The organism is Pseudoalteromonas sp. US3C1013 (assembly GCF_048401115.1).
GTDB lineage: Bacteria > Pseudomonadota > Gammaproteobacteria > Enterobacterales > Alteromonadaceae > Pseudoalteromonas > Pseudoalteromonas undina.
Map to the genome: position 1 here is coordinate 2054249 of NZ_CP183075.1, position 15849 is coordinate 2070097.

General features: G+C 38.8%; 9 protein-coding genes. 4 read left to right on the forward strand and 5 right to left on the reverse strand.

Annotated features, from left to right (window positions below; translation table 11 throughout):
* The 5 genes from ACNSN2_RS09645 to ACNSN2_RS09665 form a co-directional block, all read right to left on the reverse strand.
* A complete protein-coding gene (locus ACNSN2_RS09645) occupies positions 1 to 1752 on the reverse strand; it encodes a DEAD/DEAH box helicase (protein ID WP_418607169.1) in 1752 nt (583 codons plus the stop codon).
* A gap of 252 nt (positions 1753 to 2004) precedes the next feature.
* Complete coding sequence (locus ACNSN2_RS09650; RefSeq protein ID WP_054202437.1) at positions 2005 to 4893, reverse strand: TonB-dependent receptor domain-containing protein; 2889 nt, start codon at positions 4891 to 4893, stop codon at positions 2005 to 2007.
* Between the two features lie 242 nt (positions 4894 to 5135).
* On the reverse strand, positions 5136 to 5831 hold the full coding sequence (locus tag ACNSN2_RS09655) for a 2OG-Fe(II) oxygenase (RefSeq protein ID WP_418607172.1): 696 nt from the start codon (positions 5829 to 5831) through the stop codon (positions 5136 to 5138).
* Between the two features lie 66 nt (positions 5832 to 5897).
* Positions 5898 to 8669 (reverse strand): TonB-dependent receptor plug domain-containing protein, encoded by a 2772-nt coding sequence (locus tag ACNSN2_RS09660; RefSeq protein WP_418607174.1) that lies wholly within the window; start codon positions 8667 to 8669, stop codon positions 5898 to 5900.
* A 401-nt stretch (positions 8670 to 9070) separates the two neighbouring features.
* Positions 9071 to 11419 (reverse strand): DNA polymerase II, encoded by a 2349-nt coding sequence (locus ACNSN2_RS09665; protein ID WP_418607176.1) that lies wholly within the window; start codon positions 11417 to 11419, stop codon positions 9071 to 9073.
* 60 nt (positions 11420 to 11479) lie between these two features.
* Here ACNSN2_RS09665 and dinG point away from each other — a divergent pair, with 60 nt between their 5' ends.
* Genes dinG through ACNSN2_RS09685 form a run of 4 tightly spaced genes read left to right on the forward strand, consistent with a single transcriptional unit; the run spans position 11480 to position 15828 of the window.
* Positions 11480 to 13555 (forward strand): ATP-dependent DNA helicase DinG, encoded by a 2076-nt coding sequence (dinG, locus tag ACNSN2_RS09670; protein ID WP_054202434.1) that lies wholly within the window; start codon positions 11480 to 11482, stop codon positions 13553 to 13555.
* Positions 13555 to 14331, forward strand: coding sequence for a TSUP family transporter (locus ACNSN2_RS09675; RefSeq protein WP_418607178.1), 777 nt, complete (start codon positions 13555 to 13557; stop codon positions 14329 to 14331). Before dinG ends, ACNSN2_RS09675 begins: the two co-directional genes overlap by 1 nt.
* Before the next feature lies 1 nt (position 14332).
* Complete coding sequence (locus ACNSN2_RS09680) at positions 14333 to 14941, forward strand: primosomal replication protein (RefSeq protein WP_418607180.1); 609 nt, start codon at positions 14333 to 14335, stop codon at positions 14939 to 14941.
* Complete coding sequence (locus tag ACNSN2_RS09685) at positions 14941 to 15828, forward strand: histone deacetylase (RefSeq protein ID WP_418607182.1); 888 nt, start codon at positions 14941 to 14943, stop codon at positions 15826 to 15828. Before ACNSN2_RS09680 ends, ACNSN2_RS09685 begins: the two co-directional genes overlap by 1 nt.
* Positions 15829 to 15849 lie beyond the last annotated feature (21 nt).

Here is a 15849-nt window from a genome sequence, read left to right on the forward strand (position 1 = left end):
CTATCGGCTTAGCTGGTTTGCTTTTCTAAAGCTGCCTTTATAATCAAAAAGTTTATCTGCTACTTTCCAGCCATACTTTTTACTTTTTCGAGCAATCACAAAATCCGGTGGTATTAAATCAAACTGGGCTTTTATAACTTGATCTGCACTGATAAATTCAATTGGTGACTGTCCCTGCCCTACACGCTTACCAAATTGCTTATTAAAATAATACTGTGATCCTTTGTTTGCTAAATCAAAAACTTCATCACAACTGGCTCCGTCTTCATCAAAATAAGTAACTTTTAACAATTGCTCTTTAAGTTTAGTCACACTCAAGCCACTACAACGAAGTACTAATGCATCTTTAAGGTTTAACGCATTACGAAGCTTATCATCAGGATCGGCCATCACAGCACCACAGTTATGGCATTTTCGAGCAGCAATATCATTTTGTGCGCCGCACTGCTCACACTCTTTAAAACGAAAACGATAATCGCATTGCTCGCTTACCCCATTATCGTCTTCTAATAAGCCTTGGCAACGCCTACCAAAGTGCTCAACTACTTTGCCATCAGCCTCTGTTTTACCCCAAAATATATTGGCAAAGCCACACCCAGGACACAGCACTTGCACGGGTTCATTATCGCTATCGCCTTTTTTATCACCAACCTCAGGGTAGAACAAGTCAAAGCCATTACCCGCATAGTCAATCACTAAACAATCATCTTTACCCTCAGCCAACCTTAAGCCTCTCCCAACAATTTGCTGGTATAAACTTACCGACTCAGTGGGGCGTAAAATAGCTATAAAATCAACATGGGGGGCATCAAATCCGGTAGTAAGAACCGATATATTCACTAAATACTTTAATTTTTTAGCTTTAAATTGTTTAATTATTTTATCGCGTTCGCTATTGGGAGTATCTCCGGTGATCAGCGCACTTTGATCCTCGGGTAAATAAGTCATTATCTCTTGTGCATGCATAACCGTTGCGGCAAATATCATCACGCCATGACGCTTCTCACTATATTGAATAACCTGCTGCAGAATTGTTTGAGTTGCACGGGTCGATTTTTTTAACAGCGCATTCATATCCTCATTACTATACTGCCCAAATGCATTGCTAGTTAAAGATGAAAAGTCATAATGGCTAATTGCAGCATCAACCTCTTTAGGGGGAGTTAAGTAGTTATGCTTGATCATATAACGCAAAGGTAATTCAAAAATACAGCGTTTGAATGGGCTTTCCTTATTACCACGCACAAAGCCATGGTAATGATGCTGATAAATCCAGCCTAGCCCTAGTCGGTAAGGCGTCGCGGTTAAACCTAATACTTTTAATTCAGGGTTGTGAGATTTAAGTGCATTAATAACTTTTCCGTATTGGCTTTTCTTTTCGCCATTTACTCTGTGACACTCATCAATAATAAGTAATGAGTAGTGCTCATTAAGTTTATTTAGATTGCGCGATAACGACTGCACACTGGCAAAGGTAACTTGGTGAGTTAACGACTTCTCTTTGAGACCTGCGGAAAATATACTCGCCTCAAGACCAAAGCTTTTATACTTTTGAGCATTTTGCTCAACTAATTCTTTTACGTGCGCCAACACCAATATTTTTTGTTTAGCAATACGCGCAAGCTCAGCTATGACTAAACTTTTACCCGCACCTGTAGGCAGCACAATGACAGCAGGATCATTGGTTTTTCTAAAGTGTAAAACGGTGCGTTCAACCGCCTCTTGCTGATAGGGTCTAAGGGTGTAGGTCATCAAAGGTAAGAATTCTTAATCTAATTAATGGTTATGTTTTAGGAAGACAGCTTTATTTCACATTTGTTTAAATAATTTATATTCATAAACTAATATTCAAACTGTTTATAAATTTAGAGAACTATATTATGTATAAATATAAAAAAATACCCTTAATCAAAATGATTAAGGGTATTTAATTACATACTTAACTTATCTGCAATTCTAAGAAACTCTATTAGTATAAAAATATTATATTAATAGGTAATAGCTTTAAAATTTGTAAGTAGCTTGTAGGTAGGCAAATCGACCAATATTATCGTAAATCGCTGAGCCTGCACCTGTGCCAGTCGTACTTCCTGGTAAGCCACGATTGAATAAGTTATCAACACCTAACTTAAAGCCAACACCACTGTCAAAGTTATAAGCGACTGAAGCATCAGTTATAAAATATGAACCGTAACGCATTTCATTTGACGGGTTAGGGTTTGCTTCTATTTGTGTAGGATTGTATAACTCAACACCGTTAATAAAGCGTGTGCTAAAATCTACAACCAGGTTTTCATAAGTATAATCAACAGAAATACTACCCTGCCATGTTTCATTACCTAATACACCTTCATAGTCTGTGTAATTTTCAGGCTCAGCTGAGAAAGGATAATCCTTTGCTTCAATCAAATAAGTACCAATAAAGCTAGTACCAAAACTACCACCTAGAGCATCAAAATCATAACCCACCTCAAAATCTACACCAGAATTAAGACTGCGTGCGATATTAAGTGCAAAACCTTTTAATAAGGTAATTTCACTTGTATTTGGATCACGAGTTATAAGACCACAGAATTGATTGTCAATACCAGTTGGTGAATCTACACAACGGTCTATGATAGTTTGAAACCCAATACCACTAATTGTGTCATCAATATCAATTTCCCAGTAATCGGCTGTTACACTAAAGCCTTCTAACCATTCTGGCTGGTAAACAATACCTGCCGTAATTGATCTAGATTCTTCTGGCTGTAGGTCTGGATTACCACCAACTAAAGTCTCAAGCGTTGCGCTATCATAACTTGAGTCAAAATCAGCAGGTACACCAAGCGCTGCACAGTTAGCTGCACGAATAGCTCGGCCTGCATCACTCAACTGATCAAGCTCAGATACTTTACATTTATCATCTACATTGGCAAATGACTGACTTTGTCCAGAAAAGAGTTCATCAATGTTTGGCGCACGCATCGCTTCAGATACTGTAAAACGAGCACGTAATTCAGGCGTAATAGTCCAATCTAAGCCTAATTTCCAGCTTGTAGCATCACCTATAGTTGAATAATCAGCATAACGTACAGCTGTGTCAAACACTAAAGTATCGATTAAGAATACATCTTCAATTAATGGTACTGATAGTTCAAAAAACGCTTCTGTTACATCATAACCACCATCCGTTTCACCAAGTGCATTAAAGAATGTAGCCCCTGTTTTAGCAAAAGCATCTTCAATCGTCACACTTGTTTCATCACGGTACTCAACACCACCAGCAAAACCAACCATACCCGCTGGTAGTTCATAAATTGCCGAATTACTAAATGTTGCATTGAATACAGTTTGCTTGATTTCTGATGTACCAATTGATGTTGTTGTCACATAGTCAATTGCTTCTTGGCTAATTGCGCCGTCACCCATTATATTTGCTGCAACACAACCATCTGCACGAGCAGTTTCACTACGACAAACGATATTGCCACTGTCATCAAACACAGCATCAATAGCGTTAGCATAATTAGCCAAAATAACATTTGCGCCATTAATACGTTCTATCTCTGACTTACCATGAACTAAAGAGATATCCATAGACCAGTCATCAGTAATATAGCCTTGGATACCTGCTACAAACCGAGTTGTTTCACGAGTATTTTCTTCTAAACGGCGACCAACATCGTTGTACATTTTGTTTACACCGATCATTGATAGCCCTTCTTCATCCATCAATGCTGCAGTGTCAGCTGATAAAAATGCATTATCTCGCTGTATCATATTTGCGCCACTAAAGAAGCGGAAGAAAGGTTGGCCTATATTTTCACCTTCTGTTTTAGAATATTTAGCTTGAAAATATGCGTTTAATTCATCTGTTACGTCATAATTCGTTTTAAAGTTAAAATTAACGCGATCAAACTTAGGTTGTATTTCTGAATATTGGCGTAAGTTAATGAAATCACAACCAGCGCTTCCACAGAATTGGCCATCATCAATAGCACCTGTATAAACATCGTTTAATGAGCTATCACCATTAAATTTACCTAAAATACCACCTGTATTTGGATTCCAAACAGTTCCTTGATTTGAAATTAAATAATAACCAGCATTAGGGACTACGATTTTATCTGGATAAGCTTCGCTATCAATTTGACCTTCTGGGCGAGATTGACCTGTCACAACATCATATGGCATGGATGCATACGATGTTGCAGTCCAAGGGTTGTCTAAAGCATTCAATGAGTTTTGTGTATTATATTCTACAGAGAATGCAGCATTACCACGCCCTTCAGCAAAATCTTTACCGTAAGAAAAAGTATATTTTTCATTTTGATAAGAACTATTATCTGCAAAACCTTTCGTTGCAGATACATTAAAACCAGTAATATCTTTCTTTAATATGAAGTTAACTACACCCGTTACCGCATCGGCACCATATACCGCAGACGCACCACCAGTAATAATCTCAACTTTTTCAATCCAAGAGCTTGGAATGGTATTCGTATCAACAGAAGATGTTCCTGGGGCACTAGAAACATGACGTTTACCGTCAACTAATACTAATGTACGTTCACTGCCCATACCACGTAAATCTAATAAACTGATACCAGCAGTACCGATAAAACGGCCTGAGTTTGCAAGTGAATAGGTAGTTGCTAAGGCTGGTAGTTTGTTTAGTACTTCACCGATATTCAAAGCACCAGTGCTAACTAAGTCTTCGCCCGTAATTACAGTTACTGGTGATGGTGAAATAGCGCCTTCACGTAATATACGTGAACCTGTTACTTCAATGCGTTCTACTTTTTCAGCATTTTCTTCTGCAGCAAATGAACTTGCTGAGAAAGCAGCTGTAGAAGCTGCACCAAAAGCGATCGCTAAACGAACAGCTTTTGAAACTTTATTGTTCAACATGTGATTCTCCCTGAGATATTTTTATATTTTTTATTTAACAAAGCGATATTCATATTGCTAATGAAAACGCAAGTCATGTAGCATACTAAACTAGACAAACAAAAAAGCAACATTTACATAACAAAAAAACAAAGCTGTTAGCATCATGGGTGTTCAAGCAGAAAATCATCTCAAGTTAGGAATTTACAACCCTCAAACTAAATAGCTTAACTATAAAGATTAAAACTCTAGGATAATCTTTATTATTGTAAGTTAAACCAGCCAGTAATTGAGTATCTTGCAGCACGAGCAAATGGAGTTACATAAGAAACAGAATGTGGTAATTGCACATCAAAAAGGGATAAAACATTACTTTTGGGCATAAACGTCTCTGTCAGCTTTCCATCCATTTCATAAAAATGTAACAAACCACCCCAGTCTGGGTGCCACTGTGGTGTAAAACCAAATACAAAAGCAATTGCTCTTTGTTTTGTAGGCAATACATCATTATGTCGTGTCAAAAAGTTTCCTGGCACATAACGTGTTAATTGCACACTTGCACTTTTTAAACCCTTTACACCTGTAACATCAGTAATCAATTTTAAAACTTCTTGGCTATTAAGATAAGTAAATAGCTCCTTTAATAACTCATCTTTTTCATTTTGAGTTATTTCATATCGCCCATAAAAAAAGCCAATCCCTTTACTCGCATTTTCATAAATAGTCTGCTGAAGCGCTCTCATTTTAACGGGAGACATATTTTTTAATTCATCATCTGAAGATTGAATGTATTCGCCATTTAAAGAATATGCATTCAAATAAGGAATATTATGTTTTAATTTTTCTGTAATTTGAGATAACCCATCAAACTCTAAAACACTATCAATCATAATTCTCTTATTTTTAGAGTATTCCCTATGTAAATTAACTACATCAATATTTTTGTTTAGTTGAATCATAAATATTCCAGAAATAAAAAAGCCACTAAAAAGTGGCTTTTGAATAAAGTTTAAGTCTCTAAGTTATTAGAACTTAACTGTAGCTCGTACGTATACAAAGCGATCCATATTAACGTCGTACTCTGTAACAGAGAAGTTGTTAGTCGAGATTGCAAAGTCATTGTTAGTGTATTCACGAGAAGGTTCTTTCGCGAATAAGTTCTCAATACCTACACTAATTTTAGTGTTGTAAGCGTCTAGCGCATAACCTACAGATACATCATGTACGAAGTAAGAACCAATGTAATCAGCCATACCTGGGTAATTTTCTGCGCCGTACAATACGTCATAGTTGTTTTGCATACGGTCAACATAACGTGTTTGCCAATGCGCATCAAAGTCACCTTGAGACCAATCTAAAGCAAACGTGCCTTTATACTCTGGGTAACCTGCATCACCAAATTGAATACCAACTTGGTCATCACCATCAAACTCGTTTGTCATTACATAAGACAAATCAAGAGATGTTCTGAAGCTACCGTACTCAGTATCAAACTTGTAAGCTGTATAGAAATCTATACCTTCTACATTATAGGTACCTGCATTTTGTAAGAAGTTACGTAAATCAACGATATTACCGTTAGCGTCACGGTCAATGTAATCACAAGAAGATGCATTACTTCCTGAAGTACACTCGTTTAATATACGGTTAGAACCGTAACGACCAATTGAGTTTTCAACTTCGATATCGTAGTAATCGATTGTGAATTCTAAACCATCAACATAGCTTGGGTTATAAACAATACCAAACGTTTTAGATTCAGACTCTTCTGGTTGTAAATCTGGAGAAGAAACACGAGTTTCACGGATTTGCGTATTAGCTTGTGAGTAACCATTTGGTACACCAGCACAACCTGGTAGGCTTGGAACAACACCTTCTACAGAGTTACACGGATCTGTTAACGTAGGGTATGCATCTGCATTACCTGCGTATAAATCAGAGATTGAAGGAGCTCGGTAACCTTCAGCCCAAGTACCACGAAGAAGTAAATCATCCATTGGACGGTATTCAACACCAACTTTAGCAGTAGAGTTGCTACCGTATGCGCTGTGGTCAGAGAATCTAATTGCTGGTGCAATAGTTAAACCATCAAACACTGGAATTGAAAGCTCTACATAAGCTTCATCTAAGCGGAAACCACCTGAAGTAGCATCACGTTGGTTACCTGAAGTTTCACCACTTTGAGTTAATGGATCCGGCGTATCATAACCTGACTCTTCACGACGTTCAAAGCCAACAGCCATACCTACAACACCTGCAGGTAATTCAAACGCATCACCAGCAAAGTTTACTGTGTAATCTTTAAGTTCTAGACCTTCACGAGAAACACTGTCAAACGTTACAAAGTCAACCATATCTTGTGTAATTGCACCAGCTCCACCAAATAGGTTAAGCGGTACACAAGAAGTAGATGCATTACAGTTGTCACCTAATGCTTGGTTCACACGAGTTAAGTTAAGTAGACCTGTTGTTAAAACGTCTTGGCTATTTTTACCATAAATGTAAGAAGCGTCCCACACCCAAGATGTATCACCAATACCGCCCTCTAAACCAACCATCGCACGGTAAGTTGTATCGTTTTGTCTGTAAATACGGTTACCCGCTTCTACAAAACGGCGTTGACCAGCAAATGGGATATAACCCTCTACACCTGAGCGAGAAGCATCACCGTACAATGTTTCACCAAATGGGTTGTAGATGTTATTTTCGTGGATGTCTACTCGGCTAGCTGCAGAACCAAAAGATGCACCAATTGTTAATGGCATCGCGGCAAGTAGCTGAGAAGATTTACGGTTTGTCATCATGAAATCTGATACAAAACGAACATCATCACTTAAGTCATAAAAAGCTTGCACATAAAAACTGTTACGCTCTTGTGGCGTTGCAAGGTAGTTTTCAGGCGCGTAGTTATAAACATCACCAGCTCGGTCACGGAATGAATCTAAACCTACTGCAGAACCTGCACCATTAGGAACTAAATCAAAACCAGCGTTTGACTTACCAGCGTTGTTTTCAGTATAACCTTGAGCAAGTAAACTATCACGAAGATCAGGGCTGATTGCACTTGAAGTAAGGCGTAAACGACCTTTTTCAGTTGTAGTACTATTACCCATAGAAGAAATATCGCGATCACCTGCCCAAATTTCTTGTTGAGTTACATGGCTAGCATTAAACATTAAGCCACCGCGGTCTGAAGTAGTACCAACAGTGATATCTGCAGAATACTGACGACCATCGTTGTACTTTAAGTTTTCACCACCGTATACAGAAACCTCAACACCTTCAAAATCTTTACGAGTGATGATATTTACAACACCGGCAATAGCATCAGAACCGTATATAGCAGAAGCGCCGTCTTTAACAACTTCAACACGTTCAATCGCTGACGATGGGATTGTGTTTAAATCAACTGTAGAACCTAAAGATGAAACCCAACGCTTACCATTTACTAATACAAGAAGACGCTGTGCGCCTAAGTTACGTAAATCCATGTTTGTTGCGCCAGTACCACCGTTATTAAAGGCAGTATTAAGTGCAGCACCTGCAGCTGGAATTTGTTGAAGAATGTCACCGATGCTTAATTGACCACTAACATTTAAGTCATCACGGCTAAGAACTAAAACTGGGCTCGCACTTTCTAAATCAGTACGCTTGATACGTGAACCTGTAACCTGAATACGTTCAACTTTTTCTGCGCCTTCTTCTGCAGCAATTGAGCTTGCTGAAAAAGCAGCAGTAGAAGCTGCACCAAAAGCGATCGCTAAACGAACTGCTTTTGAAACTTTGTTATTTAACATTTGATTCTCCCTAGAATACTATTTGTTTTTTATTTTTGACCACTTTTGTTAATTAAATTGTGATCATGCTCCAGATGATAATACTTTGATCACAACGCGGTCAACATTAAATTAACTTTAAAAACACTTTAAGTGACTTCTCGTTATCATTTTTACGTTTATTTAGCTCGCTTTTTAAGCATTTTTTTGGATTTAATTTAGAAACAACCTTAATAAAGAGACTATGACATTGATTTATAAGAACATTATTTATTCCTGTTAGGTTTTTATTTTGTAGTGTTCTCAAGCAAATTTGTAAACAGGATCACTAATGTTAACTTTAAATTTTACAATTTTTATGCGAAATAGGAACTTAAAATGGAAAAACAACCTATAAAACACCTCTTTTTTTCATAGCCAAGTTAAAATAATGTAGCTTGAGTAGATTCAGATGTTGTGTTTAATGCGCTTAATATCATTTGCGCAACAGGGTCGAGTTGCCTTTGAATGTACAGCGGGTAATTAAGGGGGTTTTTACCGGTATAAAGCTCAGCGCCGGATACTGCATAAACATATTCGATTACTTGCCCGCGTTTTATTTCAAACTCAGGATGGCTCGCTTTGTGTTTTTTAACTGCTTGAACATGAGGTGGGATATTTTTAATATAATCGCTCAGGTGCTGCCCTAAACGCTTTCTATAAACGAGCTTGTGGTCAAAGTCACCGCTGTATAATTTTTGCGTGAAGCTGTTTATTATCTTGTGCAGTTGCTGTATTTCGAAGTGACTAGAGAAAAGTGTTTCAAACAACTGTATTTGAAACTCCTGTGCAAACTCAGTCCAATCACTGCGAACGGTTTCCATACCTTTAAAGACCAACTTTTTTTCATTTTTTTTGGTTACTTGACCAACATAACGTTTTTTAGAACCTGTTTTTTTACCTCGTATAGTTGGCATAAAAAACGGACTGTAATGGGTTTCAAATTCAATTTCCAAATAGCTTTTTAAGTCATAACGCTGCTTTAATTCTACTTGCCACTTTTCGTTGATATGTCGAACAAGTTGGCAGCCAATCTCGTTGCATTGCTCAGGACTTTTATCTTCACAAAGTTTTACAAACGTAGAGTCGGTATCACCATAAATCACCTCAAAGCCTTGCGCTTCTATCCATTTACGGGTTGTTTGCATTATTTCATGGCCACGTAAAGTGATAGAGCTCGACAAGCGCGGGTCGTAAAACCGACAGCCTTTAGAGCCGAGTACACCATATAAACTATTCATAATAATTTTGATCGCTTGCGAGAGCATGGGTTGATTAGTGTCTTTGGCTTCTTGGCGAGTTTGTGTCAGGTGCTCAATTAATTTAGGCAGGTGGTGCTGCGTTCTTGAAAATAATGCCTGATTGAATCCTTCAACTGCTTGCTCTGGCTTATTTAGCCCTGCAATTAAACCTAGCGGGTCAATACAAAACGTACGCATAATTGAAGGATATAAGCTTTTAAAATCAAGTACCAAAACGTTTTTATACAGCCCTGGAGTCGACTCCATCACATAGCCACCAGGGCTTTCAAAAGATAGCCCATGATCGCCTAAGTTGGGAGCAACATAACCACTGCGATGTAACAGCGGTAAATATAAGTTTGTAAATGCGGCAACGGAGCCACCCATGCGCTCAAGTTCGAGGCCGGTAATTTGAGTTCTGACTATGGCAAATTCAAACAGCTTTAGTTTTTCGAAAATTTGATTAACCAAAATACAATCTTGGCGGTTGTAGGCAGCAAGAGCGAGCTTGTCTTCATTAAATTGGCGTACAATTTCAGATAATCGGTTATCAGCTTTTATTAATTTAGACTCGTTAAGCACACGCTCTGCAACATTAGCTAACGAAAAGCTATCAAATCGATAAGTTGCATTTTTTAAAGTATCAATGCCATCAATGACGCATCGTCCTGGGAGTGTTAATCGGGTGTAATGACCCTTATTAATATATAGAGGTTGATTATCTCGGCCAAAACTCAGGGTAAGTCCTAATGCCTCAGCGCGTTCTTGCAATAAACTAAAATCAAAATCAATAACATTCCAACCAACAATAACATCGGGGTCATTATTTATAATGTACTGCTGCAGCTTGGTGAGTAGGTTAATTTCGTCATAGCACCAGTCTATTTCAAATGTCGAGTCGCTCTGCAGCTGCTGCTCACCTATCATCAATACACAATCTAAACCATTTCCCACCAGTGCAACACTAAATAACACCCCGTCGCCATTGCATTCTATATCCAAAGAAACAGACTTAAGCGTTGGCGTATACTCGGTGTTTGCTTTTAGCTTTGCATCACTAATTTCAATAAAGCCGTTTTGAGCTTTGGCGTTACCGGTTACCCATACACCTCCTTTAATAAAGCGCTCCATTAAAAAGCGATCACTGTGGCGCACATCGGCTTCGTAAACTGGCATTACTTGCTCTAAAAGAGCTCTTGCAGTGTATAGGCTTTTTATACCGTTAAAGTAACAGGCAACACACTCGCTACCACTAAAGTGACAAAGCTCAACATTATTAAACTGGACGTTAACACTCGCCTTAGTCAACAAGGTATTCGCTGCCTGCTGCTGTGCTAATGGGATGAAGAATACCGCTTGCTGGTTTTCAATCGTCACTTTTATCGGGCCCTGATCAGAGCTTAGCCAGTAACACAAAGTAATACCTTGTGCATTTTTAGCCCCATATTGTTGCCTTGATAAAATAAAGCCCTGATAGATTGCTTGTGTCAATGTTCGATCCCACTTAATATATACACTGTAATTATATACATATTTTAGGTTAATCATCACATGCTATCGAGCTCACTTAAAAAAACAATTAGACAAGTACACCAGCATGTTGCAAATAACCTAACCGATTACCGCCCTCGCAGTAGTCAAAACTATTTAGTTGCTGAAATCGCCAAAACATTAGCCGGTGAATACCATAAAAAACAACGTATTTGTGTTATTGAAGCAGGCACCGGCACCGGTAAGTCATTAGCTTACTGCCTGGGCGCTCTACCATTGGCATTAGCACAAAAAAAGAAACTGGTTATTTCTACGGCTACTGTTGCTTTGCAAGAGCAATTAATCGCTAAAGAACTGCCGTTTTTTAAAAAGCACTCAGGGCTCGATTTTAAATTTGATTTAGTAAAAGGCCGCCAACGTTATATTTGCGCTCACAAACTTCATAATGCGCTGAACAGCGATAGCCAAACTCAAATGGAGTTTATGCCTACCCTTACATCACCACTAAGTGATATGGAAACTAAGTGCTTAAAGCAACTTTACGATGCCTATGTAAACAAAAAATGGCAAGGCGATAGAGACAGCTGGGCTGATACCATTCCTGATAGGGTATGGGGACTAATCGCCTGCGATAAGCATGCTTGCCAACGCCAGATGAAAGCACACCAAACATGTCCTTTTCAACTCGCCCGCCAGCAGTTAATGCAAATGGATGTATTAGTTATAAACCATTCGTTACTGTTAGCCGATTTAGATTTAGGGGGCGGAAAAATTTTACCCGAACCCGACAATACCATTTATGTAATCGATGAAGCGCATCACCTTGCGCATATTACCCGCGACTTTTCATCTGCTGCAGCTACCATAAAAGGCACGATAGATTGGCTCGACAAACTCACTAAATTTAGTGGCAAAATGGCCAAAGTGTTAGTGGGGCAAAAAGGTATTGGGCAAAACTTTAAGTTATGCGATAGCGTTAACGATGCTAACAAAGATTTAAAAGTAGTCCGCGATATTCTCGACAACGCCGATTTTGAATATTCAAAAGACGATACCTATCGCTTTGAACATGGTGAAATTCCTAAATCGCTACATGCGAAGGCAAAAGACATTAGTGAGGCTACGCTTGATGCTTTACGCTGTTTGAATAAAATGCACGATACCCTCACACAAGATGTAAGCGACGGTGATATTAAACCTTATGTTGCCGATCCCATTCTGGCTGAAAGTGGGCAATACATAAACCGGTTAGAACAACTTAATAAATTATGGTTTAGTTACGCTACTAAAGGCGAAGGCACGCCGCATGCGCGTTGGATAAAACGACTTGAATATAAAAGCCATCATGATCACTTGCTTAGCGACTGCCCCATTGAGGTCGGTTACTATTTAAAAGACAAGCTGTGGAGCGAATGTGCTGGAGCCGTGCTATGTTCTGCTACCTTGAGCGCACTAGGCTCATTTGATCATTTTGCCTATGAAAGTGGCCTTGCTAAAGAAGAAGGGGTAAAGTTTATTAAAGTCCCCTCCCCGTTTGACTACCCAAAACAAGCCACTCTGCGTATTCCGACGTCAAGCATAGAGCCAACAGATAAAGAATTTAGCGATCATATTGCTAAAACACTACCCGAATACCTAAACACTAAAAAAGCCAACTTAGTGTTATTTGCCTCTTACTGGCAAATGGACCATGTAAGTAAATTCCTTAGAACAAAAGGATTTAACTTATTAGTACAAGGTGAAATGTCACGAGAAGCTTTACTCAAATTACACACTAAAAATATTGATGAAGGCAAAGGTAGTATTTTATTTGGCACCCAAAGCCTCTCTGAAGGGCTTGATTTACCAGGTAAATATTTAGAAAATCTAATTATTACAAAAATTCCATTTGCGGTGCCTACCTCGCCTATCGAAGAAGCACAAGCGGAGTTTGTGCAAAGTAAAGGCGGTAATCCATTTTTATCTATAACCGTGCCAGACGCAGCAAAGAAATTGGTACAAAGCTGTGGTAGACTGCTGCGCAAAGAAAGTGATATTGGCACAATAACTATTTTAGATAGACGCTTAATCACCAAACGATATGGCAAAGCCATGCTTGACACCTTACCACCTTTTAAAAGACAAATAGATTACTGATGTTTGAACTTGCACTCGACCCAACAACTTGGGCTATTTTATGTGGCGTTGCACTTTTAGCGGGCTTTATTGATGCTATTGCTGGCGGCGGTGGATTACTTACTGTACCGGCACTGTTAACGGCGGGATTGCCTCCTCATTTAACGCTTGGCACTAATAAATTGGCCGCCAGTTTTGGCTCGTTAACGGCCAGTATCACCTATTATAAAAAACAGTTATTTAACCCACGATTTTGGTTTGCTTCTATTATGGCTACCGCCATAGGTGCTTTGTTAGGCACACTCATTGTTGATCATTTAAGCATTGAGTTTTTAAATAAGCTCTTACCCATTATTATTATTTTAGTGGCTTGCTACAGCTTGTTTGGTAATTTAAGTACCACACAAAGTGACGACCTGCCTAAGTTAACCCGCGCAATAAAACTAAAACAGTGGCTACAAGGATTAAGCCTAGGTTTTTTTGATGGTTTAGCTGGGCCTGGAACGGGAACTTTTTGGACTGCCTCAAACGGTATGCTTTATAAAATGAGTTTGCTACTCAATTGTGGTTTGGCGCGTTCAATGAATTTTGTTTCTAATTTTATTTCGCTGATCACCTTTGTTGCACTTGGCCATGTTAACTTTTTACTGGGAATTACAATGGGCTTCTTTATCATGCTTGGTGCATGGTTTGGCGCACATTCAGCTATTCGTTTTGGCAGTAAATTTATTCGCCCAGTATTTAATACTATGGTTATACTTTTAGCGTTAAAACTAATTTACGAGGCATACTTTTAATATGCAATCTGCTGCTTTAGACAAACTACGCCAACAAGTTGCTACGCTTAAGCAACAAGCTGAGCAATTTGATAAAGCAAAATTATTTGCTAAAAATCGTTATATGCAGGCACAGCCGAGCCTATTTGACAGAGCCGTGTTTAGCACCAAAAGTATGAACTTAGCCGACTACGTAGTAGAAATAGAAGATGAAATAGCTAGCTTGCCACCGAGCAAACACCGTCATGCATACACCTATGCACTTGAGCGTATTGCCAGTCAGGTACAAGCGGTATTTAATGTTATTAAATCGACCCCTATTTGGGTGAAAGAAAATAAAAGTCATTATAAGCCTCGTGCTAAACAGCCTGTTTATAAACAAGCGGTGCAAAAAATCATGCAATCATCCCACGAGTTATATGATGAACTTAAACAAAACCATGAATTTGAACGTCGCCTAGTACTGATGATTGAAGAGCGTAAACTACAAATGGAAAAAGCATCGCCTGCGCAAGCACAAAAGCTTAACCAAGAAATTTTAACTACTCATGCACGACTCGGCCGTTGTAGAAAAGCGATTTCTGCCACCGAAGACAAAATTCAACAAGTAGAAAAACAACAGCTACGCTAATGCAGCTTTTTTATCACCCTCTCTACTCTGCTTTAACGCTCCCTGAGCGCCATCGATTTCCAATTAAAAAGTATCAGCAGCTTAAACATGAAATAGCGCGTTTAGGCTACACCCAATTTATATCGCCTTCGCCAGCAACTAAAGCGCAGTTAAGCTTATGCCATAGCTCAGATTATATTGCTGACTTTTTAAACGGGTCGTTAACTGACAAAGCGGTTAAAAAAATGGGATTTCCTCACTCTTATAAACTTGTTGAGCGAACTCTTTACTCTGTTGGTGCCAGTATTCAAGCCGCTGAAACAGCACTTGAAAGTGGTTTAGCGGCTAATTTAAGTGGCGGCTATCACCATGCTTACAGCAATTACGGCAGTGGCTTTTGTATTTTTAATGATTTAGCCATTGCGGCAGCGCATCTTATTTCAACAGAGCAAGCCGACACTGTATTAATATTTGATTGTGACGTACACCAAGGTGACGGTACCGCGCAAATAACCCAACAGCACCAGCAGATAATTAGTTGCTCAATTCACTGTGAACAAAACTTTCCTCGGCAAAAACAGCTCTCAAACTATGACTTTGGCTTACCTGCAAACACCACAGATGCAGAGTATTTAACAACACTAGAGCAAGCTCTTGAGTTATGTGTTCGTCTCCACCAGCCCGATATTATTTTATATAATGCGGGCGCCGATATTTATACCAAAGACGAACTCGGCTTATTTGATGTTTCTCTAGCTGGTGTGTATAAACGCGACTTTGCTGTTCTTAACTTTTGTAAGCAGCGAAACATACCACTGACGTGCGCTTTAGGTGGCGGTTATCAACGTAACATCAACAATTTAGTTAGTGTCCATAAGCAACTATTTAAAGCGGCTCTCGATTTATAACAATCCTTGGTATAGACTCAT

Bases quoted from the DNA above. Each gene is read 5' to 3' on its own strand.
- ACNSN2_RS09645 (WP_418607169.1), bottom strand. From the start codon at position 1,752: ATGACCTACACCCTTAGACCCTATCAGCAAGAGGCGGTTGAACGCACC.
- ACNSN2_RS09650 (WP_054202437.1), bottom strand. From the start codon at position 4,893: ATGTTGAACAATAAAGTTTCAAAAGCTGTTCGTTTAGCGATCGCTTTT.
- ACNSN2_RS09655 (WP_418607172.1), bottom strand. From the start codon at position 5,831: ATGATTCAACTAAACAAAAATATTGATGTAGTTAATTTACATAGGGAA.
- ACNSN2_RS09660 (WP_418607174.1), bottom strand. From the start codon at position 8,669: ATGTTAAATAACAAAGTTTCAAAAGCAGTTCGTTTAGCGATCGCTTTT.
- dinG (WP_054202434.1), top strand. From the start codon at position 11,480: ATGCTATCGAGCTCACTTAAAAAAACAATTAGACAAGTACACCAGCAT.
- ACNSN2_RS09675 (WP_418607178.1), top strand. From the start codon at position 13,555: ATGTTTGAACTTGCACTCGACCCAACAACTTGGGCTATTTTATGTGGC.
- ACNSN2_RS09680 (WP_418607180.1), top strand. From the start codon at position 14,333: ATGCAATCTGCTGCTTTAGACAAACTACGCCAACAAGTTGCTACGCTT.
- ACNSN2_RS09685 (WP_418607182.1), top strand. From the start codon at position 14,941: ATGCAGCTTTTTTATCACCCTCTCTACTCTGCTTTAACGCTCCCTGAG.